Source organism: Micromonospora sp. DT4, assembly GCF_049841675.1.
Lineage (GTDB): Bacteria > Actinomycetota > Actinomycetes > Mycobacteriales > Micromonosporaceae > Micromonospora.
Map to the genome: position 1 here is coordinate 1 of NZ_JBNCKT010000079.1, position 20,585 is coordinate 20,585.

Below are 20,585 nucleotides of genomic sequence, written 5' to 3' on the forward strand. Positions count from 1 at the left end.
ATTTGTCGAGGACCTTCCATCGACGTGTCTCGGCGTGACGTTCCGCCCCCACCCAGTTACCCGACAGTCTCTCAGAGGTAGAGCACCCACCGGCGTCATGTCGGCCGGGCTGGGCGAGCCGGTCAGAGCTGACCACGGAGTCGGTCGGCGGGCGGGCTGGCAAGCAGTCAACAGGCGGGGTCTGGTCCGCCCGGTTGGCCGTCAGTGGATGGCGGAGGTGAGGTCGGCCTCGACCGGCGGCGAGGTCACCTCGGTGGCGTTGCGACGGCGGCGTAGCTCGATGGGGAGTACGGCCAGGGTGACCAGAGCGCCGAGCGCCCCGGTCACCACGAAGCCCCACAGCGGCGCGCTGGCGTCGATCACCGCGCCGGCGAGCGGTGCGCCGACCGCGATGCCGACGGTGACGGCCGAGCCGTGCAGGCCCATCGCCTCACCGCGTACCTCGGCCGGTGCGAGTCGGCTGACGGCGTCGGCGGAGGCCGCGATGGTCGGCGCGCAGAGCGCGCCGGCCGGGATCAGCGCCAGCCAGAGTAGCCACCAGTGTGCGCCGCCCAGCCCGACCGGGATGGTGCAGAGCGCGAGCGCGGCGGTCAGGGTCAGCGGGGAGAGCGCGCGGTGCACCGCCCCGTAGGCGAAGCCGCCGACCAGGGAGGCGATCGCCCAACCGGCCAGCACGGCACCGGTCCAGCCGGCCTCGCCGCTGGCCCGCAGGACGGCGACCACCGCCACGTCGGTACCCCCGAGCACGAGGGTTGCGGCGGTGCTGACCGCCAGTACGGCGAGCAGCCGGGGCGTCAGCCACTCCCGGCGGGGCACCTGGCGTCGCGGGCCGACGGGCTCGGCGGCGCCACGGATCGGCGGGTTCAGCAACCACAGGGCGATCCCCGCGGCCACAATGCCGCCACCGACGAGATACATGGTGGTCTGCGCCGAGATCGCGGTGACCAGGGCCACCGCCAGCGCCGGGCCGATCATGAAGGACAGCTCGAGAGACATGGAGTCCAACGCGTACGCCGGCCGCCGTTGATCTTCCGGGACCAGCGCCGCGATCGACTGACGGACCACCGAGAAGATGGGCAAAGCCAGCGAGCCGGCCACGAAGGCGGCCGGCAACAGCAGCGGGTACGCCAACGAGGGCGCGGTGGTCCAGAACACCGCCTCGGCGATCCCGGTGAGCACCAGTACCGGACGCAGGCCGCGTCGGTCGACCAGACGGCCGAGCAGTGGCCCGCCGATCGCCGCGCCCACCGTGATGGCGGCGCCCACCAGGCCTGCCGCGCCGTAACCCCGATCGAGGTCGAGCACCACGTGGAAGGTCAGCGTGACCCCGGTGGCCGTGAGCGGGATGCGCGCGAGGACGGCGACCAGCAGCAGCGACCGCAGGCCGGGCAGGGCGAGCGCTGTCCGGTAAGGCTTGATGTTCACGTTGGTCCGTACCTCCGGCGACATCTTCGACGGATGGCGGACCGTTGGCCAACCAATTACCGCCTCATGCGGCCCTGATCACAGGCTTTATGCGGCCCTGATCACAGGCTCTCCGTGCACTACCACTCCGGCGCCGTCCATCGCGCGCAGCGCCACGTCGGTGGTCTCCGGAGCGACCGCGGCGGTCAGCTCCAGCAGGACCGTGGTGGCGAAGCCCTCGCGGGCGGCGTCCAGCGCGGTGGCGCGGACGCAGTGGTCGGTGGCGATGCCGACCACGTCGACCCGGTCCACGTGGTGCCGCCGCAGCCAGTCGGCCAGGCACTCGCCGTCGTCGGTGTGCCCCTCGAAGCCGGAGTACGCGGCGGCGTGCTCGCCCTTGTGGAAGATCGCCTCGACCAGGCCGGTCTCCAGCTCCGGGTGGAACTCCGAGCCGCTGGTGCCGACCACGCAGTGCCGGGGCCACGACTCCACGAAGTCCGGCGGGTCGCCGAAGTGCGCGCCCGGATCGATGTGGTAGTCCTTCGTGGCGACCACGTGCTGCCACCGGTCCGGCTCCGTGGCGAGCAGCCGGGAGATCCCGGCGGCCACCCCGGCACCGCCCGGGACGGCCAGTGAGCCGCCCTCACAGAAGTCGTTCTGCACGTCCACGATGATCAGAGCGTTGGCCATCGGGGGTCCCTTCGAGGTCGGATCGGTGGGCGGGCTCAGCCGGCGGGTACGACGGTGACCGGCACAGCGGGGTCACCGGCGGAGAGCTTCAGCCCTTCCCACGGGATGGAGATGAGGCACTCGCGCAGGTGCTCCCGGGACTCGTCGAGCGTGGGCAGGCCCACGGCCTCGCCGTCGATCACGTACGAGCGCTGGAGCATCCGGTCGTTGGCCTGCCGGTCCGGCACGCCCTGCGGGACGATGATCTCTTCGGTGGCGGTGCCGGTCGGCTTGTGCCGCCGGACCGCGACCTTGCGCCCTCCGATGGTGGCCTTGTGCTCGGAGCGCTTCACCACCGGCCGACCGTCGACCTCGACGAGCTTGTAGACCAGCCCCGCGGTGGGCGCCCCGGAGCCGGTGACCACGGCCGTGCCCGCGCCGTACATGTCGACCGGCTCGGCGGCCAGGGCGGCGATCGAGTACTCGTCCAGGTCGCCCGACACGATGATCTTGGTCTCGGTGGCGCCCAGGGAGTCGAGCAGTTCCCGGGACTGCTGCGCGATCACCGCCAGGTCACCCGAGTCGATCCGGACCGCCCGCAGCTCCGGCCCGGCCACCGCGATCGCGTTACGGATGCCCTGCGAGATGTCGTACGTGTCGACCAGCAGCGTGGTGTCCCTGCCCAGCGTGGCGACCTGCGAGGCGAACGCCGCCCGCTCGTCGTCGTGCAGCAGGGTGAACGCGTGCGCCGCCGTGCCCGCCGTGGGGATGCCGTAGCGCTCGCCGGCGGCGAGGTTGGAGGTGTACCGGAAACCGGCCAGGTACGCGGCTCGCGCCGCCGCCACGGCCGCCTCCTCGTGTGCCCGGCGCGACCCCATCTCGATCAGCGCCCGGCCCCGGGCGGCGGTGACCATCCGCGCCGCCGCGGCCGCCACCGCGCAGTCGTGGTTGAGGACGGACAGCGCCACCGTCTCCAGCACCACGCACTCGGCGAAACCGCCGGAGACCGTCAGGATCGGCGAACCGGGAAAGAACAGGTCACCCTCGGCGTACCCGTCGATGTCACCGGTGAATTGGTAGTTGGTGAGCCAGGCTGCCGCCGCCTCGTCGACCACCCCGGTGCGGCGCAGGAAGTCGACCTCGGCCGGGTCGAAACGGAAGTCGCGGATCAGCTCGATCAGCCGGGCGGTGCCGGCGACGACGCCGTACCGCCGGCCACTGGGCAGCCGGCGGCTGAACACCTCGAAGACGCAGCGGCGGTCGGCGGTGCCGTCCTTGAGTGCCGCACTGACCATGGTCAGCTCGTAGTGGTCGGTCAGCAGCGCGGGGCGGAGGGTGCTCACCGCCCCAGCCTAAGGTTCAGCCCGAGTCGCCGCCGTCGTGGCCCGGGATCGACCGCAGGGCGGCCCACAACTCGGTCCGGCCGGTCACGCCGAGCTTGGTGTAGATCCTCTGCAGGTGGTTCTCCACGGTGCGGGCGGAGAGGTACAGCCGCTCCGCGATGGCCTTGCTGGTCGCGCCGTGGGCGGCGAGGCGCGCCACCTGCCACTCGCGTTCGGTCAGCACTGGCGCTCCGGCCCGTAGCGCCGGTGTCCGGATCAGGTCGCACCGCCCGAGCAACCCGGCCAGCCGTTCGCGTGCCTCGCCGGCGGCCACCGAGTGCTGCTGGCGCAGCCGCTGCAGGGCCTGGGCGGTGGCCTCGGCGGCGTACACGGTCAACTCCAGCGCGGCGTAGTCGTCGGCGACCGACAACAGATCCGGGGCCGAGTCGGTCACCGCGGCCCGGGCGTGCCGCGCCAGCAGCGGCGGGAGCACGCCATCCACCTGTTCGGACAGTTCGGCGAGGCGCTGCGCGACGGTGCGCCGACCGCCGTCGGAGCAGGTGGGGCCGACCGGCGCACCGGCCTGCTCCAGTCGGACCAGGTCGTGCAGGACGTGCACCTCGTGCCCGGCGAAGCCGTCCGCGCGCAGCCGATCGGCCAGATCGCTGAGCTGCTTCACCGCGCCCGGCAGGTCACCCGACGCGGCCAGCACCGCGCCGCGGGCCTGTTCCAGCCACGGGTAGAGCACCGCCATGCTCGACGCGTGGGTGCGGTCGGCCTCGGCCATCGCCTCGGTGGCCTGCTCCGCGTCGCCGCGCAGCGCCGCCGCCTGGGCCCGCTCGGACTGGGCCAGGCCGGCGTAGACCCGGCTGGTCGCCAGCACCGCGCAGGCGCCCAACGAGGTACGCATCGCCGCGTCGCTCTGCCCTCGCAGCCGTGCGGCGTACGCCGCGAGGATCGCCAGGTATCCGGTGCCGAGCCGGAAGTCACCCGCGCCAGCGAGGTCGGCGAACTCGTCGGCCACGATCGCGTCGATCCCGAAGAGGTCGCCGGTGAGCATGAGCCGGGTGCCGCGGGCCAGCTCGAGGGCCAGTTGCAGGTACGGCATGTCGGTGCGCCAGCTGGCCGCGGCGGAGTGCACCTGGGCGATGGCCGCGCCGCTGCGCGTGAGCTGACCCTCGGCGGCCTGGACGTACGCGATGGTGCTGCGGGCCAGCTCGCGGGCGGCGATGCTGGCCGCGGGCCGGTCGAGCACGGTCTGGCTGAGCCGCACGGCGGTGGCCGTGTCGAGCCGGTGCAGCCGCATGATCGCCTCGAAGGCGTGCGCCCGCGCGCGGTCGGCGGAGTCGCCGAGCTGCTCGACCCGGCTCGCGATCTCCTCCACCGTGGACTCCCGACTGAGCCCCCAGTAGCTGACCATGCCGCGGGCGGTCAGCCACCGGCAGAGGCGACGCTCGTCGCCGGGCTCCAGGGCCACCGCGTCGAGGACGGTGAGCGCCTCGTCCGGTTGGTCGGCGAACATCAGGATGGTGGCCAGCAGCTCCGCCGCGTCCGAGCCGCCGTCGGCGTGCAGCGCGGCCCGGGCCAGCCGGGTCGCCAACGGTACGTCGTAGCGGGTGAACGCCTGCATCGCCGCGTCCACGAGCAGGGCGGCGTCCTGTGCGGTGCCCGAGTCGAGTCGCCACACCGCCACCCGCAGCAGGTCGTCGCGACGCCGCTTGCCGACCTGCTCCAGCAGCTCGGCGAGGTGCGCCTGCAGGCGTCGGGTGCGGCTGACCGGGCAACGGCGACGCATCACCTCGCCGTAGAGCGGGTGCGCCAGGCGTACGTTGGTCCGCCGGTCGTGCTGGACGACGGCGATCAGCCCGCGCTCCTCGGCGAACTCCACATCGGACTGCTCGGCGGCCTGGTTGAGCAGGCTCAGCCCGAGTGGCTCTCCGAAGGCGACCAGCTCGACGACCGTGCGGACGCCGTCGGTGAGCTGCCCGACGCGGGTGTCGATCAGCTCGGTGAGGCTGGGCGCCAGCTCCAGCCGCCCGGTCCATTTCCAGATCCCGTAGGTGCGCTTCAGCTCCTCGCTGCCGTTGGCGGCGTGCACCAGCTCACGCAGCAGCAGTGGGTTGCCGGCCGACAGTCGGCCGAGCCGGTCGGCGGAGCCGGCGTCCACGGGGCCGCCCAGGATCGCGGCCAGCAGGCCGGCGGTCTCCGACGGTGGCATCGGGGTCAGCTCGACGTGCTCGACCAGGTCGTCGGTCCAGAGTGCACGGATCGGCAGCGGGATCTGCTCGCCGTCGCGGAGGGTGCCCACGACTGTGGCGTTGTCGGCGCGGGCGACCAGGTGCACCAGCGCGGCGGAGGGCGGGTCGAGCAGGTGCGCGTCGTCGATGGCGAGCACGATCCGTCGGCCGGCGGCCTGCTGCTGCAGGACGCCCAACGCCCAACGCAGGATGCCGGCGGGGGAGAGGCCCTGCGGCTGTTCCGCCGGGAGGACCTGCACCAGCCCACCGAACGGCAGGGCCGCCGTGGTGGCGCTGGCGGCGATGGACCAGATGGCGTACCGGTCGGTGGGCAGCGCGTTGACGCCCTCGCGCAACAACCTGCTCTTGCCGATGCCGGCGCTGCCGCTGAAGAAGAGCCCTCGGCCGGCCTCGTCGGTAACCGCCGCCAGCAGGCGGTTGAGTTCATCGGTCCGGCCGACGAACGTCCATCGACTCATCCGCGCAGCATATCCATCGAATTCCGTCCGCGCCCGCATCGTCACGCACTGAAGTTGAGTAGTCGCACAATTACCGGTGAGTATGCGCGGTGTTCCGCCTGGTCGGCCGGCCCGACGTACTCTTCGGGCATCCGGGTGATGTCACCGGAATTTCCATGCGACCGGCGCGCCGGCCGCCAGCCCCGGGAGGCCACCCGATGCAGCAGGGCCCTCTCCCCTCGCTCGACTCGTCCGGCGACATGGCCGGCTCAGCCGACCTGCCGAGCTGCGGCCCGCTGCCCACCGAGCTCGACGTGCCCGATCCCCGGGCGGACGAGCCGCTCGGCGTGGTCGCCGTCGGTCCCGCCGGCGCCGACCGGCGTGCTGTGCTCGCCACCCTCGTCGGTCTCGACCCGGTGATGCTCACCGTGCCGGCGGGCAGTTGGCTGGTGGTCCGGCACGCCAAGGTGCCGACGCGGGCGGCGTTCGTCCCGGGCTACCGCCAGCCGCACTCGTACGGCGCCGACCGGGACGCGGCCGGCCCGGCGCTGGCCCGCCCGCCACGGCGGGTCGAGCTGAGCGTCCCCGAGCCGCTGCTGCGCCACTTCACCCTGATCGACACGCCGGACACCGGCGCGCTCGGGGTGGCCGGCGTCCGGGTGCTGCGCGACGCCGTCGGCCGGGCCGGTGCGCTGCTCTTCGTGATCGCGGCCGACCAGGCGTTCACCGCCCAGGAGCTGAACCTGCTCGCCGAGGTGGCCGCGGCCCCGGTGGAGGTCGTCTTCGCGGTCACGCCCGGAACGGCCGGTTGGGCGCCGGTGGCCGACGGCGTGGCGACGGACGACACGGGGGCGTCCGTTCCGCCGGCGGCTGGTCAGCCCGGGGACGTGGATTCCGTCGCGGTGACCGTCGAGGCGCACCGGGCGGCGTTGCTGGCTGCCGTGCCCTCCCTGGCCGGTGCGCGCTGGTTCCCTGTCGACGGCGCCGAGGCCGCCGCCGACCTGCGCCGGGCGCTGGTGGGCTGGTCCGCGACGGAGGGTTTGCAGCGGGCCAGTGCCGAGCCACCGGTGCTCCCGGGTCAGCACGACCGCGTGACGGTGGCCGCCGACCCGGGAGACTGGTCCGAGCGGCTCGACCGGCAGACCCGCTCGTGCGCCCAGCGGATTCGCCAGCACCTCGCCCTGGAACTGGCGAACATCCATCTGCGGGCCGTCCAGGAGATCGTCTTCGGGGTCGGCTGCGCCGGACTGCCGGATCTGCTCGACCGGGAGATGGCGGCACTGTCGCTGCTGGCCACCGCCCAGTGCGACCAGGCGTTGCGGGGCATCGTGTCCGACGCTACCGCCCAGGTGCTCGGCGCGGCGCCGGCGGAGGGAGTGCGCCGTCGGATCGTCACCGCCGTGCAGTACGGCCTGGCCGACCACCGCGCCGGACGTGACCTGGACCGGGTCCTGCTGGTCACCAGTACGGCGGGTGTCGCCGGGCTGACTGGCGCCGAGGCGATCGACGCGCTCGCCGGCTATCCAACCGCGGCCCGTGACGAGGTGCTTCCGCCGGTGGCGGTGGCGCTCTCCGGCGGGTGCTGGCAGCAGTGGCGTACCCCCGGTAACGACGACCACAGCGCGGCGCGGGCCTGGTCCCAGCGGGCGCTGCGGGAGGTCGAGTTGGAGCTTTCCCGCGAGATCTCCCGGCGCTTCGAGGTGATCCGCCTCTCGCTGCACGTGGTGCTGTCCGATGCGGTCGACCACGGCATCCTGCTCGCCTGACGCGTGACCGTCGTGTGGCTCGACCCCGTTTTGCGCCTCGCATCCGACGAGGTGCGAGGCGGCTTCGCGGCGGGCGATCCGTGCTCGTCCGGCGTTCCGGTTCCTCGGTTCCGGGAAACCGGTGGCACGATGGGGGGCATGGCGGCTCCACAGGTTGCACCGGTCGAGACGCCGGCCACTGACGAGGTGCCGGCGCCCGACCGGCAATGGGTGACGATTGTGTGGGACGACCCGGTCAACCTGATGACGTACGTGACCTGGGTCTTCCAGAAGCTGTTCGGCTACAGCCGGGAGAGGGCGGAGCAGCTCATGTTGGACGTGCACCACAAGGGCCGTGCCGTGGTCTCCACGGGCGCCCGCGAGCGCATGGAGCACGACGCGTCGCAGTTGCACGCGTACGGGCTGTGGGCAACCGTGGATCGCTCGTGAGCGCGAGGAGTGAGCCGGGCCTGCGAGCCCCGCAGTCGCGAACCGGGCAGGAATCGTGAGCGCGAGGAGTGAGCCGGGCCTGCGAGCCCCGCAGTCGCGAACCGGGCAGGAATCGTGAGCATGTTCCGGCGGCAGGCGGGCCGCTACGTCGCCACCTTCGCCGTTGACGAGGTGCGGGTACTGCGCAAGGTGGCCTCCGAGGTGGTCGGTCTGCTCACCGACGGGTTCGACCACACCGACCCGGTCGTCGACCGGCTGTTTCCGGCGGCGTACCCCGAGGACGCGGCCAGCGCCGCGGAGTTCCGCCGCTACACCGAGGGCGACCTGAAGACCGCGAAGATCGACCAGGCTGGGGCCATCCTGGCCGCGCTGCCCGACGAGGCTGGCGGAGAGGTGCGGTTGGACGCCGAGGCAGCCGAGGCGTGGCTGCGGGCGCTCAACGACGCGCGCCTGGCGATGGGCGTCCGGCTGGAGATCAAGGACGGCACTGACCTGGGTGAAGAGCTGGACGACGCGGTGACCGAGGACCCGGGCTCCAGCCGGGTGTTCCAGCTGTCGGTCTACGCATATCTCGGGTATCTCCAGGAGTCCCTGCTCAACGCCTTGATCGACTAGGCGTGACCCGCACCACTTCAGGGCCCGCGCGGTAGGCGTTAGGCTGGTGCACGTGCTGAGCATCGACCGGTCGATCATCGACGCGATCGTCGCCCACGCCCGCCGGGACCACCCCGACGAGGCGTGCGGCGTCGTCGCCGGTGCCGTCGGCAGCGACACCCCGACCCGGCGCATCCCGATGGACAACGCCGCGCGGTCCATGACCTTCTACGAGTTCGACTCGATGGAGCACCTGCGCGTGTGGCGGGAGATGGACGACCGGGACGAGGAGCCAGTTGTCATCTACCACTCGCACACCGCGACCGAGGCGTACCCGTCCCGGACGGATGTCTCCTTCGCCGGCGAGCCGGGCGCGCACTACCTGCTCGTCTCGACTCGCGAGCCCGACTCGGAGGAGATCCGGTCGTTCCGGATCGTCGACGGCGTGGTGACCGAGGAGCCGGTCCAGATCGTGGAGGCCGGGGTCGACCCGCACGCCGTGCAGTCCTACATGTTCGGGCAGAGCCCGGCGACGGTCGACTACGAGTGTTCCGGACGCTGACCCGTCAGCGTCCGCACCCGTTTCTTCCCGTCACCGTTGGCACACCCGATCAAGGAGCACGACATCATGGCCATCGAGGTTCGCATCCCCACCATCCTGCGTAGCTACACCGGCGGCGCCAAGGTCGTCGAGGGCGCCGGCGACACGCTGGGCGACCTGCTCACCGACCTGGACTCCCGGCACGCCGGGCTGCGTGGCCGGCTGGTCACCGACGCCGGCGTACTGCACCGCTTCGTGAACGTCTACGTCAACGACGAGGACGTCCGCTTCCTCGGCGCGCTCGACGCGAAGCTCACCGACGGTGACAGCGTCACCATCCTGCCGGCCGTGGCCGGCGGCGCGTTCGGCTTCGCCGCGGCAGCGGCGATCAGTTCGCACAGTGCCGCGCGGGCGGCGATCAGTTCGCCCAGCGCCGCGACCGCCGTCGCCGCCCGCTGAGGGCGGCCGCCATGGCGCGGTACGACAGCCTGCTCGATGCCTGTGGGGGTACGCCGCTCGTCGGTCTGCCCCGGCTCTCCCCGACCGTGCCCGACGGCGCTCCGCCGGTGCGGCTCTGGGCCAAGCTGGAGGACCGGAACCCCACGGGCAGCATCAAGGATCGCGCGGCGCTGTTCATGGTCCGCGCGGCGGAGGAGGCCGGCCGGCTCCGGGCGGGTGACACCATCCTGGAGCCGACCAGCGGCAACACCGGTATCTCGCTGGCCATGGTGGCCAAGCTGCGCGGGTACCGGCTGGTCTGCGTGATGCCCGAGAACGTCTCCACCGAGCGGGTCCAACTGCTCCGCATGTACGGGGCGGAGATCATCTTCTCGGAGGCGGCGGGCGGCTCCAACCAGGCCGTCGCGACGGCCAAGCAGATCGCCGCCGACCACCCGGACTGGGTGATGCTCTACCAGTACGGCAACGAGGCCAACGCGCGGGCACACTACGAGACGACCGGCCCGGAGCTGCTGCACGACCTGCCCACCATCACGCACTTCGTGGCCGGGCTGGGCACCACCGGCACCCTGATGGGCACCGGACGCTACCTGCGCGAGAAGGTCGAGGGCATCCAGGTCGTGGCGGCCGAGCCGCGCTACGGCGAGCTGGTCTACGGGCTGCGCAACATCGACGAGGGGTACGTGCCGGAGCTGTACGACGCCTCGGTCCTGTCCCGGCGTTTCTCGGTCGGCACGCGGGACGCGGTGCTGCGTACCCGTCAGCTCGTCGAGGTGGAGGGCATCTTCGCGGGGTTCTCCACCGGCGCGATCCTGCACGCCGCGCTCGCGGTGGCCCACGAGGCGGTCCGCGACGGCCGGCGGGCCGACGTGGCGTTCGTGGTCTGCGACGGTGGCTGGAAATACCTGTCCACCGGCGCGTACGGGGGCACCCTCGCGGATGCCGAGGACGCGTTGGAGGGTCAGCTCTGGGCCTGATCGCGAGGTCTGTGGCGAACGGGCCGTCGGCGTACGCGTCGATGGCCCGTTCCGCGTCCGGCTCGCTGTGAGCAGGTGTCACGTTCGTGACAACTTCCAACGGATGATTCTTGTCCGTGGGTACCCCAGCGTAGGCTGCGCAGCGTGGCGTACGCGTCGGTAGAGACCATGGCCGGTACGACCGCCGGCAGGGATACTACTGACAGTGACAGTGAGAAAACCCGATGCGACTGACCGTCCTTGGGTGTGCCGGCAGCTTCCCCGGCCCCGAGTCACCGTGCTCCGCCTACCTCGTCGAGGCAGACGGTTTCCGTCTCCTGGTCGACTTCGGTTCGGGGTCGTTGTCCAGCCTCCAGCGGTACGTGGGGCTGCACGCCCCGGACGCGATCCTGCTGACCCACCTGCACTGTGACCACATCCTCGACGCCGTCTCGTACGTGGTGGTCCGCCGGTACGCCCCGGACGGCCCCTATCCGCCGTTGCCGGTGTACGCGCCCTCGGGCGCCCCGGACCGGCTGAGCGCCGCCTACGGCGACGACGGCACGGTGGACGACGTCTACCAGTTCTACGCCCTCCAGCCGGGCACGTTCCCGATCGGGCCGTTCACGGTCACCGTCGACCGGGTCAACCACCCCGTCGAGACGTACGGCGTGCGGCTGGAGCACGGTGGTCGGTCGTTGTGCTACTCGTCGGACACCGCTCCCTGCGACGCGTTGCTGCGGCTGGCCCAGAGCGCCGACGTGTTCCTGTGCGAGGCCAGCTACCTCGACGGCGCGGACAATCCTCCGGATCTGCACCTGACCGGGCGGGAGGCGGGTGAGACGGCGACCAAGGCAGCGGTGGGTCGGCTGCTGCTCACCCACCTGGTCGCCGCCTGGGGCAGCGAGGCGCACACGCTGGAGTCGGCTGCCACCGCGTATTCCGGGCCACTCGAGGTGGTCCGGGCGGGCGCCAGCTACGACGTCTGACCGCGTCGCGGCCACCCGCGCCCGTCGCGGGCGTCGTCGATGGCCCGGTGTTGTGCCGTACTGTTCGCCGGCCGGTCAGCGGGCGGTCGCCTGACGCGCCCGTGACACCCGCATGGTGTGGACATGCGGATCGCCATCGTGACCGAGTCGTTCCCGCCGGACGTCAACGGCGGGCCGGCGGCGGTCGCCGGGTTCGTCGAGGCACACGGCGTGGACGTGCCGCGGGACACCCGGGGCGAGGTGGATCGCCGCACCGCATAGGGTGCAGGCATGGCGCGACCTGACGGGCGAGGGCCCTCTCAACTTCGACCGGTGACCCTGACCCGTGGCTGGAGCACCCATCCGGAGGGCTCGGTGCTCGTCGAGTTCGGCGGCACCCGGGTGCTCTGCACGGCGAGCGTCACCGAAGGGGTGCCCCGCTGGCGCAAGGGCTCCGGGCTCGGCTGGGTGACCGCCGAGTACGCGATGCTGCCCCGGGCCACCAACACCCGCTCCGACCGGGAGAGCGTCAAGGGCCGCGTCGGTGGGCGTACCCACGAGATCTCCCGCCTGATCGGCCGCAGCCTACGGGCCAGCATCGACCTCAAGGCCCTCGGCGAGAACTCGATCGTGCTCGACTGCGACGTGCTCCAGGCCGACGGCGGTACGCGGACCGCCGCGATCACCGGCGCGTACGTCGCGCTGCACGACGCGGTGGGCTGGCTGGCCGCCCGTAAGGCCCTCGTCGGCAAGCCGGAGAAGGTGATGCACCGCTCGGTGGCCGCCGTCAGCGTCGGGATCATCGCCGGTGAGGCACGCTTGGACCTCTGCTACTCCGAGGACGTGGCCGCCGAGGTGGACATGAACGTGGTGTGCACCGGCGCGGGCGACTTCGTCGAGGTGCAGGGCACCGGCGAGGCGGGCGTGTTCGCCCGTGACCAGCTCGACAGCCTGCTCGACCTGGCCGTGGCCGGGTGCGCCGAGTTGGCCGAAGCCCAGCGCAAGGCACTCACGTGGGCGCGAGCAGTGAGCTTGCGAGCCCCGCAGTCGTGAACAGAGGTTTCTCAGCATGAACAAGGTCCTGCTGGCCACGCGTAACCGCAAGAAGCTGGTGGAGCTTCAGCGGATCCTGGACGGCGCGCTCGGCGCGCACCGGATCGCCCTGCTCGGCCTCGACGACGTCGAGGAGTACCCGGAGTTGCCGGAGACTGGCCTCACCTTCGGTGAGAACGCGCTGATCAAGGCGCGGGAGGGCCGCCGGCGTACCGGGTTCCCGACGATCGCCGACGACTCGGGGATCGCGGTGGACGCCCTGAACGGAATGCCGGGCGTGTTCAGCGCCCGGTGGGCCGGTAAGCACGGCGACGACCAAGCCAACCTCCAGCTCGTGCTGGACCAGATCGCCGACGTGCCGGACGAGCACCGGACGGCGTCGTTCGTCTGCACCGTGGCGCTGGTGCTGCCCGGCGGCAAGGAGCACCTTGTCGACGGCCGGCAGCCCGGCCGGGTGCTGCGCGCCCCGCGTGGCGATGGCGGGTTCGGCTACGACCCCATTTTCCTGGGCGACGGTCAGGAGCGCACCAACGCCGAGCTGACCCCGGCCGAGAAGGACGCGGTCAGCCACCGGGGCAAGGCGCTGCGGGAGCTGGCCAAGCTGGTCGCCAAGGTGCTGCCGCCCGCCGCCTGACGGGCGTGAGGTGCTGCCGCCCGCCGCCTGACGGGCGTGAGGTGCTGCCGCCCGCCGCCTGACCGGCGTACGTGACATCGCTGCCGCCCGCCGCCTGACGGGCGTACGTGACATCGCTGCCGCCCGCCGCCTGACGGGCGGCGGACGACAGCGACCCGTGGAGGTCAGCCCAGCGGGCCGACCTCCCGCTCGATGGCGGCGCGCAGCTCGGGGCCGGCGACGACGGCGCGGGCCGCCTCCATCACCGGGGCGAGGAACCTGTCCGGGCCGGGTTCGCCGGCCGCCTGACCGAGAGCGGCGACGGCGGCCCGGCCGGCCGGCGACGGCACCAGCGGCGCGCGCAGTTGCAGACCGCGTACGCCGGCCAGCAACTCGACCGCGAGCAGGCTGGTCAGGTTGTCCAGCACGGTGCGCAGCTTCTTGGCCGCCGCCCAGCCCATCGAGACGTGGTCCTCCTGCATGCCGCTGGTGGGCAGCGAGTCCACCGACGCGGGGGCGGCGAGCCGACGGTTCTCCGCGACGATCCCGGCCGCCGTGTACTGGGCGATCATCAGCCCGGAGTTGACCCCCGCGTCGGGGGAGAGGAACGCCGGCAGCTCCCGTGAGCGGGTGACGTCCAGCAGCCGGTCCACCCGCCGCTCGGCGATCGCACCGACCTCCGCGGCAGCGATGGCGAGGAAGTCGGCGGCGAAGCCCAGCGGCGCGCCGTGGAAGTTCCCGGTCGACTCGACCCGCCCGTCCGGCAGCACCACCGGGTTGTCCACGACGGACACCAACTCCCGGGCCGCGACCGTGCGGACGAAGTCCAGGGTGTCCCGGGCCGCGCCGGCCACCTGCGGCGCGCAGCGCATCGAGTACGCGTCCTGCACGGCGTGGGCCAGGTCGTCGCGGTGGGAGTCCATGACCCGCGAGTCCTGCAACAGCCGGTGGATGTTCGCCGCCGACGTGGCCTGGCCGGGGTGCGGTCGGATGGCGTGCAACTCGGGCAGGAACGGCCGCTCCGAGCCGAGCATCGCCTCGATGGCGAGCGCGGCGGTCACGTCGGCCATCGCGAAGAGGTGCGCCGCGTCGTGGATGGCCAGCAGCAGCATCCCCAGCATGCCGTCGGTGCCGTTGATCAGCGCCAGGCCCTCCTTGGCGGCCAGCTCGATCGGCTTGAGCCCGTTGGCGGCCAGCACGTCGGCCGCGTCCTGCCGCTCGCCGGCCGGGCCGAGGACCCAGCCCTCACCGAGCAGCACCAGGGCGCAGTGCGCGAGCGGCGCCAGATCGCCGGACGCGCCCAGCGAACCGTGCTCCGGCACCCACGGGGTGATGTCGTGGTTGAGCAGGTCGACGAGCGCCTCGGCGACCAGCGGCCGGACCCCGGAGCGACCCAGGGCGAGCGAGCGTACCCGCAACAGCATCATGGCCCGCACCACCTCGCGCGGCATCGGGGCGCCCACCCCGGCGGCGTGCGAACGGATCAGCGCGTGTTGCAGCTCTGCCCGCCGCTCGGGGGCGACGAAGGTGTTCGCCAGCGCCCCGAACCCGGTCGACACGCCGTACACCGGTCGTCCGGCGGCCTCGATCCCGTCCACGATCGCACGGCTGGTCGCCATCGCGTCCCGGGTGCCCGGGGCGAGGACCACCGTGGCGGTGCCGCGGGCCACCGCGAGCACGTCGTCGGCGGTGATCCCGATGGGCTGGATGGTCACGTGCGTCATTGCGGCACTCCGTTGCGTATTACCTGGCAGATCAGTGGGACACCAGGCCGGTAGGCCAGGTGCAGGTACGACGGCGCGTCCAGGACGACCAGGTCGGCCCGCGCGCCGGGGGTGAGCACGCCGATGTCGTCGCGGCGCAGCGCCCGCGCGCCACCGGCGGTGGCGGCCCAGACCGCCTCCGCCGGGGTCATCCGCATCTCGCGGACCGCGAGGGCGATGCAGAAGGGCATCGACGAGGTGTACGACGAGCCGGGGTTGCAGTCCGTCGCCAGGGCCACGGTGACACCCGCGTCGAGCAGTCGGCGCGCGTCCGGGTACGGCGAGCGGGTGGAGAACTCGGCGCCGGGCAGCAGGGTGGCCACCGTGCGGGTGCCCGACCCGTCGTCGTGGACCGTGCCGGCCAGCGCCTCGACGTCGGCGTCGCTGAGGTGGGTGCAGTGGTCGACGCTGGCCGCGCCCAGCTCCACCCCGAGCTGCACACCGGGGCCGGGACCGAGCTGGTTGGCGTGCAGCCGCACACCGAGCCCGACGGCCTGCCCGCAGGACAGGATGGCGCGGGCGTGGTCGACGTCGAAGGCGCCCCGCTCGCAGAACACGTCGATCCACTTGGCGTGCGGCGCGGCGGCGGCCAGCATCGGCCCGCAGACCAGCCCGACGTAGTCGTCCGGTCGGTCGGCGTACTCGGCGGGGACCACGTGCGCGCCGAGGAAGGTGGTCTCGGTGCTGGTCTCGGCGGCGATCCGCAGCGAGCGGGCCTCGTCGGCGACGCTCAGCCCGTACCCACTCTTGATCTCCATGGTCGTGGTGCCCTGGCGCAGCGCCTCCCCGCGCAGCCGGCGCACGGTGGCCCGTAGCTCGTCGTCGGTGGCGGCCCGGGTCGCGCCGACGGTGGTCCGGATGCCGCCGCCGGTGTACGGCTCGCCGGCCATCCGGGCGGCGAACTCGGCGGCCCGGTCACCGGCGAAGACCAGGTGCGCGTGGCTGTCCACGAAGCCGGGCAGCACGGCGGCCCCGCCCGCGTCGATCCGCCGGTCGGCGGCCGGCGCGTACGCGGATGGCCCGACCCAGGCCACCCGGCCCTCCTCGACGAGCACGGCCGCCTTGCGGCGGATGCCCAGTGGGTCCTCGCCGACGCCGTTGGTGACCAGTTCCCCGATGTTGTCGACAAGCAGAGCGCTCATGAGCGGATCACCGCCTCGATCGACGCCGCCAGCTCGGCCGGTACGTCCACGCTCAGGTGCCGGCCCTCGGCCACCACCACCCGGCCGTCCACCACGACCTGGTCGACGTCGGCCGCGCCGGCCGCGAAGAACGCCCCCACCGGCGGCACGCCTGCGGTGCGGGCGCTGTCGAGCCGTACCGTCACCAGGTCGGCGCGGGCGCCGACGGCGATGCGTCCGGCGTCGGCCCACCCCAGCGCGGCGTGCCCGGCGGCGGTCGCCGTGGTGAGCAGGTCGACCGGGGTGAAGTGGCCGCGGCGACGGGTGCGCAGCCGTTCGTCCAGCTCCACGGCGCGGGCCTCCTCGAACAGGTCGATCACGGCGTGGCTGTCGCTGCCCAGGGTCAGCCGGATTCCCGCGTCGGCCATCCGGCGGGCCGGACCGATGCCGTCGGCGAGGTCCCGCTCGGTGGTGGGGCAGAGGCACACGCCGGTCCGGCTGTCGGCGAGCAGGGTCAGGTCCGCGCTGGTCGGGTGGGTGGCGTGGACGGCGGTGGTGTCCGGCCCGAGCACGCCGTGGTCCGCGAGCAGCGCGGTGGGCGTACGTCCGTGCACGGCCCGGCACTCGTCGTTCTCGGCGGGCTGCTCGGACAGGTGCACGTGCAGCGGAGCCCGCCGGTCACGGGCCCAGTCGGCGACCGTCCGGAGTTGGTCGGCGGGGACCGCCCGTACCGAGTGCACGGCCGCGCCGACCCGCACGTGGGAGTCCGTCGGCTGGAACGCCGACACCCGCTGCGCCCAGCGGGCCGCGTCGCCGTCGCCGAAACGCCGCTGCGGCCCGGCGAGCGGCCGGCCGTCGACTCCGGCGCTCAGGTAGCAGGCGTCCAGCAGAGTGAGCCGGACACCGGCGTGCGCGGCGGCCTCGACCAGCGCCGCGCCCATCGCGTTCGGGTCGTCGTACGCGCCGCCGTCGGGGCGGTGGTGCAGGTAGTGGAACTCGCCGACGCCGGTGATCCCCGCAAGCGCCATCTCGGCGTAGACCGCCCGGGCCAGCGCCAGGTAGGTGTCCGGGTCGAGCCGGTCGGCGACGGCGTACATCCGGTCCCGCCAGGAGAAGAAGTCACCCCGCCCACCGTGGGTACGCCCGCGCAGGGCCCGGTGGAAGGCGTGCGAGTGCACGTTGGCCAGGCCCGGCAGGGTCAGGCCGGGCAGCGGCACGGCGTCGGCGTACACGTCGACCCCCGACGGCGGCCGGCTCCCGGGGGTCAGCGGCGTCACCGCGCCGATCCGGCCGTCCTCGACCTCGATCAGCACGTCGGGCGTGGGTTCGGCGTGCTCGGGGAGCCAGGCGTGCTCGGCCAGCCAGCGGGTCAGTGGCATGTCAGCTCCTTGAGCACCCGGGCCAGCGCGCGCACCCCGGCGGCGCAGTCGTCGTCGCTCGCGGCCTCGGCGGGGGAGTGCGACACCCCGGTCGGGTTGCGCACGAACAGCATCGCCGTGGGCAGGTGCCCCGCGAGCACCCCGGCGTCGTGCCCCGCCCCGGTGGGCAGCACCGGCGCGTCCAGCAGCGCGGCCAGACGCCCGGCCAGGCCTTCGTCGAAGGCGACCAGCGGGGTCACCGACTCCTCGGTGACGGTCACCTCCGTACCGTCGCGGCCGGCCCGCTCGGCGAGCTTGGCCCGGACCGCGTCGACCAGCCCGGTCAGCGTCTCCGGGTCGGCGGCGCGGGCGTCCAGCCAGCCGGTCACCTTCGACGGGATGGCGTTGGTGGCGTTGGGTTCCACGGCGACCCGGCCCACGGTGGCGTGCGCCCCGCGCAGCCGAGCCTCCTTGTTCGCGGCCAACACCGTGAACGCGTAGGTGAGCATCGGGTCGCGGCGATCTTCCATCCGGGTCGTACCCGCGTGGTTGCCCTCGCCGACCACGTCGAAACGCCAGCGGCCGTGCGGCCAGATCGCGCTGGCCACCCCGACCGCCGCGTTCGCGTCGACGAGCGCGCGGCCCTGCTCGACGTGCAGCTCCACGAAGGCGCCGAACCGGCCCAGCAGCTCCGGGCGGGCGCCCGCCGGCCGCCCGCCGAGCGCGTCGGCGAAGCTCACCCCGGCCGCGTCGCGCAGGCCGGCCGCGCGGTCTGCCGCCAGCGCGCCGGTGAGCAGCCGCGACCCCAGGCAGGGTACGCCGAAACGCGCGCCCTCCTCCTCGACGAACGCGGCCACCACGAGCGGCCGGACCGGGGTGACACCGGCGGCGCGCAGCTCGTCCACGGCGAGGAACGCGCTGACGATGCCGAGGGGGCCGTCGTACGCACCGCCGTGCGGCACCGAGTCGAAGTGGCTGCCGGTCAGCACGGCGTCCGTGCCCTCCGGGTCACCCCAGTGGGCGAACAGGTTGCCGTTGCCGTCCTCGGTGATCGGCAGGCCGCGACGTTCGGCCTGCCCACGGAACCAGGCCCGCAACTGGTGTTCCGGCTCGGTCAGCGCGTACCGCAGGTAGCCGCCGCTGCCGGCGTCCCGCCCGACCGGCGCGATCTCGTCCCACAACGCCCGGAACCGGCCGGGCAGGTCGTCGCTCACGAGTTCGCGCCCTCGGTCATGGGCACCCGGACGCCGGTGCGTTCGGCTACCTCGCGGGCGCTGTCGTAGCCGGCGTCGACGTGTCGGATGACGCCCATCGCCGGGTCATTGGTGAGCACCCGCTCGATCTTCTGCCCCGCGAGGGGGGTGCCGTCGGCCACGCAGACCTGCCCGGCGTGGATCGACCGGCCGATGCCGACGCCGCCGCCGTGGTGGATGGACACCCAGGATGCCCCGCTGGCCGTGTTGACGAGCGCGTTCAGCAGCGGCCAGTCCGCGATCGCGTCGGAGCCGTCGGCCATCCCCTCGGTCTCCCGGTAGGGGCTCGCGACGCTGCCGGTGTCCAGGTGGTCCCGGCCGATCACCACCGGAGCGGAGAGCTCACCGGAGGCGACCATGTCGTTGAACCGCACGCCCGCCCGGTCCCGCTCGCCCTGGCCCAGCCAGCAGATCCTGGCCGGCAGACCCTGGAACGCGACCCGTTCGCCGGCCAGCTTGATCCACCGGGCCAGGGACTCGTTCTCCGGGAACAGGTCCAGGATGGCCCGGTCGGTCGCGGCGATGTCGGCCGGGTCGCCGGAGAGCGCCGCCCACCGGAAGGGGCCCCTGCCCTCGCAGAACAGCGGCCGGATGTACGCGGGCACGAAGCCCGGGAAGTCGAACGCCCGCTGGTAACCCCCGAGCTGCGCCTCGCCCCGGATCGAGTTGCCGTAGTCGAAGACCTCGGCGCCGGCGTCGAGGAAGCCGACCATCGCCTCGACGTGCCGCGCCATCGACGCGCGGGCCCGGTCGGTGAACTCGGCTGGCTTCGCGGCGGCGTAGTCCCGGGCGTCGGCCAGCTCCACGCCCACGGGCAGGTACGCCAGGGGGTCATGTGCGCTGGTCTGGTCGGTCACGATGTCGATCTCGATGCCCCGACCGAGCAGCTCCGGGAAGACCTCGGCGGCGTTGCCGACGACCCCGACACTCAACGCGCGCCGGTCCCGCTTCGCCGCGCGGACCCGCGCGACCGCGTCGTCCAGGGAGTCGGCCACCTCGTCGAGGTAGCGGTCGTGCACGCGCCGGTCGAGCCGGGTGCGGTCGACGTCCACGATCAGGCAGACGCCGTCGTTCATGGTGACCGCGAGGGGCTGTGCGCCACCCATCCCTCCGCACCCGGCGGTGAGCGTGAGCGTGCCGGCGAGACTTCCGCCGAACCTCTTCGCGGCCACGGCGGAGAACGTCTCGTAGGTGCCCTGGAGGATGCCCTGGGTGCCGATGTAGATCCACGAACCGGCGGTCATCTGCCCGTACATGGTCAGGCCGAGCTGCTCCAGGCGACGGAACTCCGGCCAGGTCGCCCAGTCACCGACCAGATTGGAGTTCGCCAGCAACACCCGGGGCGCCCACTCGTGCGTCCGCATCACCCCGACCGGGCGGCCGGACTGGACCAGCATCGTCTCGTCCGCGCGCAGGTCGGTCAGCGTACGCACCAGCGCGTGGTACGACGGCCAGTCCCGCGCCGCCTTCCCGGTCCCGCCGTAGACCACCAGGTCGTCGGGGCGTTCGGCCACCTCCGGATCGAGGTTGTTCATCAGCATCCGCAGGGCGGCCTCCTGCTGCCACCCGCGGGTGGTGAGCTGGCTGCCCCGTGCGGCACGGATGGGCTGGGTCATCTCTG

General features: G+C 73.1%; 19 protein-coding genes. 10 read left to right on the forward strand and 9 right to left on the reverse strand.

Annotation, left to right across the window (positions count from 1 at the left end):
- Positions 1 to 201 precede the first annotated feature (201 nt).
- From ACLQ24_RS20630 to ACLQ24_RS20645, 4 genes are all read right to left on the reverse strand, one after another.
- Entirely contained in the window at positions 202 to 1,449 is a 1,248-nt protein-coding gene (locus tag ACLQ24_RS20630) for an MFS transporter (RefSeq protein ID WP_425893348.1), read from the reverse strand.
- Positions 1,450 to 1,512: 63 nt separating this feature from the next.
- Complete coding sequence (locus ACLQ24_RS20635) at positions 1,513 to 2,094, reverse strand: isochorismatase family protein (RefSeq protein WP_425893350.1); 582 nt, start codon at positions 2,092 to 2,094, stop codon at positions 1,513 to 1,515.
- Positions 2,095 to 2,129: 35 nt separating this feature from the next.
- On the reverse strand, positions 2,130 to 3,416 hold the full coding sequence (locus tag ACLQ24_RS20640) for a nicotinate phosphoribosyltransferase (RefSeq protein ID WP_425893351.1): 1,287 nt from the start codon (positions 3,414 to 3,416) through the stop codon (positions 2,130 to 2,132).
- 16 nt (positions 3,417 to 3,432) lie between these two features.
- Positions 3,433 to 6,111: a LuxR C-terminal-related transcriptional regulator gene (locus ACLQ24_RS20645; protein ID WP_425893352.1), complete on the reverse strand. Its 2,679-nt coding sequence runs from the start codon at positions 6,109 to 6,111 to the stop codon at positions 3,433 to 3,435.
- 197 nt (positions 6,112 to 6,308) lie between these two features.
- Between ACLQ24_RS20645 and ACLQ24_RS20650 the strand changes: the two genes are divergently transcribed.
- The 10 genes from ACLQ24_RS20650 to rdgB all read left to right on the forward strand — a co-directional run bounded on the left by ACLQ24_RS20650 (position 6,309) and on the right by rdgB (position 13,490).
- Positions 6,309 to 7,856, forward strand: a complete 1,548-nt coding sequence (locus tag ACLQ24_RS20650) for a hypothetical protein (protein ID WP_425893353.1) — start codon at positions 6,309 to 6,311, stop codon at positions 7,854 to 7,856.
- Between the two features lie 138 nt (positions 7,857 to 7,994).
- Positions 7,995 to 8,285 carry an ATP-dependent Clp protease adapter ClpS gene (gene clpS / locus ACLQ24_RS20655; protein ID WP_234581506.1) on the forward strand — a complete coding sequence of 97 codons (291 nt, stop codon included), beginning with the start codon at positions 7,995 to 7,997 and terminating at the stop codon, positions 8,283 to 8,285.
- Positions 8,286 to 8,405: 120 nt separating this feature from the next.
- Entirely contained in the window at positions 8,406 to 8,900 is a 495-nt protein-coding gene (locus tag ACLQ24_RS20660) for a DUF2017 domain-containing protein (protein WP_425893371.1), read from the forward strand.
- A gap of 52 nt (positions 8,901 to 8,952) precedes the next feature.
- Complete coding sequence (locus ACLQ24_RS20665; RefSeq protein WP_425893354.1) at positions 8,953 to 9,441, forward strand: Mov34/MPN/PAD-1 family protein; 489 nt, start codon at positions 8,953 to 8,955, stop codon at positions 9,439 to 9,441.
- Positions 9,442 to 9,507: 66 nt separating this feature from the next.
- Positions 9,508 to 9,879 (forward strand): MoaD/ThiS family protein, encoded by a 372-nt coding sequence (locus ACLQ24_RS20670; protein ID WP_425893355.1) that lies wholly within the window; start codon positions 9,508 to 9,510, stop codon positions 9,877 to 9,879.
- 11 nt (positions 9,880 to 9,890) lie between these two features.
- The gene (locus tag ACLQ24_RS20675) at positions 9,891 to 10,856 is read left to right on the forward strand and encodes a PLP-dependent cysteine synthase family protein (protein ID WP_425893356.1); all 966 of its coding nucleotides are present in this window, start codon (positions 9,891 to 9,893) and stop codon (positions 10,854 to 10,856) included.
- A gap of 224 nt (positions 10,857 to 11,080) precedes the next feature.
- Entirely contained in the window at positions 11,081 to 11,824 is a 744-nt protein-coding gene (locus ACLQ24_RS20680) for an MBL fold metallo-hydrolase (protein ID WP_425893357.1), read from the forward strand.
- A 123-nt stretch (positions 11,825 to 11,947) separates the two neighbouring features.
- Entirely contained in the window at positions 11,948 to 12,085 is a 138-nt protein-coding gene (locus ACLQ24_RS20685) for a hypothetical protein (protein WP_425893358.1), read from the forward strand.
- A 9-nt stretch (positions 12,086 to 12,094) separates the two neighbouring features.
- Positions 12,095 to 12,856, forward strand: a complete 762-nt coding sequence (gene rph / locus ACLQ24_RS20690; protein ID WP_425893359.1) for a ribonuclease PH — start codon at positions 12,095 to 12,097, stop codon at positions 12,854 to 12,856.
- Between the two features lie 16 nt (positions 12,857 to 12,872).
- The gene (gene rdgB, locus ACLQ24_RS20695; protein ID WP_425893361.1) at positions 12,873 to 13,490 is read left to right on the forward strand and encodes an RdgB/HAM1 family non-canonical purine NTP pyrophosphatase; all 618 of its coding nucleotides are present in this window, start codon (positions 12,873 to 12,875) and stop codon (positions 13,488 to 13,490) included.
- Between the two features lie 164 nt (positions 13,491 to 13,654).
- Here the strand turns inward: rdgB and hutH are convergent, their stop codons facing one another.
- Genes hutH through hutU form a run of 5 tightly spaced genes read right to left on the reverse strand, consistent with a single transcriptional unit; the run spans position 13,655 to position 20,580 of the window.
- The gene (gene hutH / locus ACLQ24_RS20700) at positions 13,655 to 15,193 is read right to left on the reverse strand and encodes a histidine ammonia-lyase (protein WP_425893362.1); all 1,539 of its coding nucleotides are present in this window, start codon (positions 15,191 to 15,193) and stop codon (positions 13,655 to 13,657) included.
- A complete protein-coding gene (gene hutI / locus ACLQ24_RS20705) occupies positions 15,190 to 16,374 on the reverse strand; it encodes an imidazolonepropionase (protein ID WP_425893363.1) in 1,185 nt (394 codons plus the stop codon). The genes hutH and hutI overlap by 4 nt, the downstream gene beginning before the upstream one ends.
- Entirely contained in the window at positions 16,371 to 17,726 is a 1,356-nt protein-coding gene (locus tag ACLQ24_RS20710) for a formimidoylglutamate deiminase (RefSeq protein ID WP_425893372.1), read from the reverse strand. The genes hutI and ACLQ24_RS20710 overlap by 4 nt, the downstream gene beginning before the upstream one ends.
- Entirely contained in the window at positions 17,723 to 18,925 is a 1,203-nt protein-coding gene (locus ACLQ24_RS20715; RefSeq protein WP_425893364.1) for an allantoate amidohydrolase, read from the reverse strand. The genes ACLQ24_RS20710 and ACLQ24_RS20715 overlap by 4 nt, the downstream gene beginning before the upstream one ends.
- Complete coding sequence (hutU, locus tag ACLQ24_RS20720) at positions 18,922 to 20,580, reverse strand: urocanate hydratase (RefSeq protein ID WP_425893365.1); 1,659 nt, start codon at positions 20,578 to 20,580, stop codon at positions 18,922 to 18,924. Before hutU ends, ACLQ24_RS20715 begins: the two co-directional genes overlap by 4 nt.
- Positions 20,581 to 20,585 lie beyond the last annotated feature (5 nt).

Coding starts and splice junctions, on each gene's coding strand:
- ACLQ24_RS20645 (WP_425893352.1), bottom strand. CDS start 6,111: ATGAGTCGATGGACGTTCGTCGGCCGGACCGATGAACTCAACCGCCTG.
- ACLQ24_RS20650 (WP_425893353.1), top strand. CDS start 6,309: ATGCAGCAGGGCCCTCTCCCCTCGCTCGACTCGTCCGGCGACATGGCC.
- ACLQ24_RS20630 (WP_425893348.1), bottom strand. CDS start 1,449: ATGTCGCCGGAGGTACGGACCAACGTGAACATCAAGCCTTACCGGACA.
- hutH (WP_425893362.1), bottom strand. CDS start 15,193: ATGACGCACGTGACCATCCAGCCCATCGGGATCACCGCCGACGACGTG.
- hutU (WP_425893365.1), bottom strand. CDS start 20,580: ATGACCCAGCCCATCCGTGCCGCACGGGGCAGCCAGCTCACCACCCGC.
- ACLQ24_RS20680 (WP_425893357.1), top strand. CDS start 11,081: ATGCGACTGACCGTCCTTGGGTGTGCCGGCAGCTTCCCCGGCCCCGAG.
- ACLQ24_RS20670 (WP_425893355.1), top strand. CDS start 9,508: ATGGCCATCGAGGTTCGCATCCCCACCATCCTGCGTAGCTACACCGGC.
- ACLQ24_RS20635 (WP_425893350.1), bottom strand. CDS start 2,094: ATGGCCAACGCTCTGATCATCGTGGACGTGCAGAACGACTTCTGTGAG.
- rph (WP_425893359.1), top strand. CDS start 12,095: ATGGCGCGACCTGACGGGCGAGGGCCCTCTCAACTTCGACCGGTGACC.
- ACLQ24_RS20675 (WP_425893356.1), top strand. CDS start 9,891: ATGGCGCGGTACGACAGCCTGCTCGATGCCTGTGGGGGTACGCCGCTC.
- ACLQ24_RS20685 (WP_425893358.1), top strand. CDS start 11,948: ATGCGGATCGCCATCGTGACCGAGTCGTTCCCGCCGGACGTCAACGGC.
- rdgB (WP_425893361.1), top strand. CDS start 12,873: ATGAACAAGGTCCTGCTGGCCACGCGTAACCGCAAGAAGCTGGTGGAG.
- hutI (WP_425893363.1), bottom strand. CDS start 16,374: ATGAGCGCTCTGCTTGTCGACAACATCGGGGAACTGGTCACCAACGGC.
- ACLQ24_RS20660 (WP_425893371.1), top strand. CDS start 8,406: ATGTTCCGGCGGCAGGCGGGCCGCTACGTCGCCACCTTCGCCGTTGAC.
- clpS (WP_234581506.1), top strand. CDS start 7,995: ATGGCGGCTCCACAGGTTGCACCGGTCGAGACGCCGGCCACTGACGAG.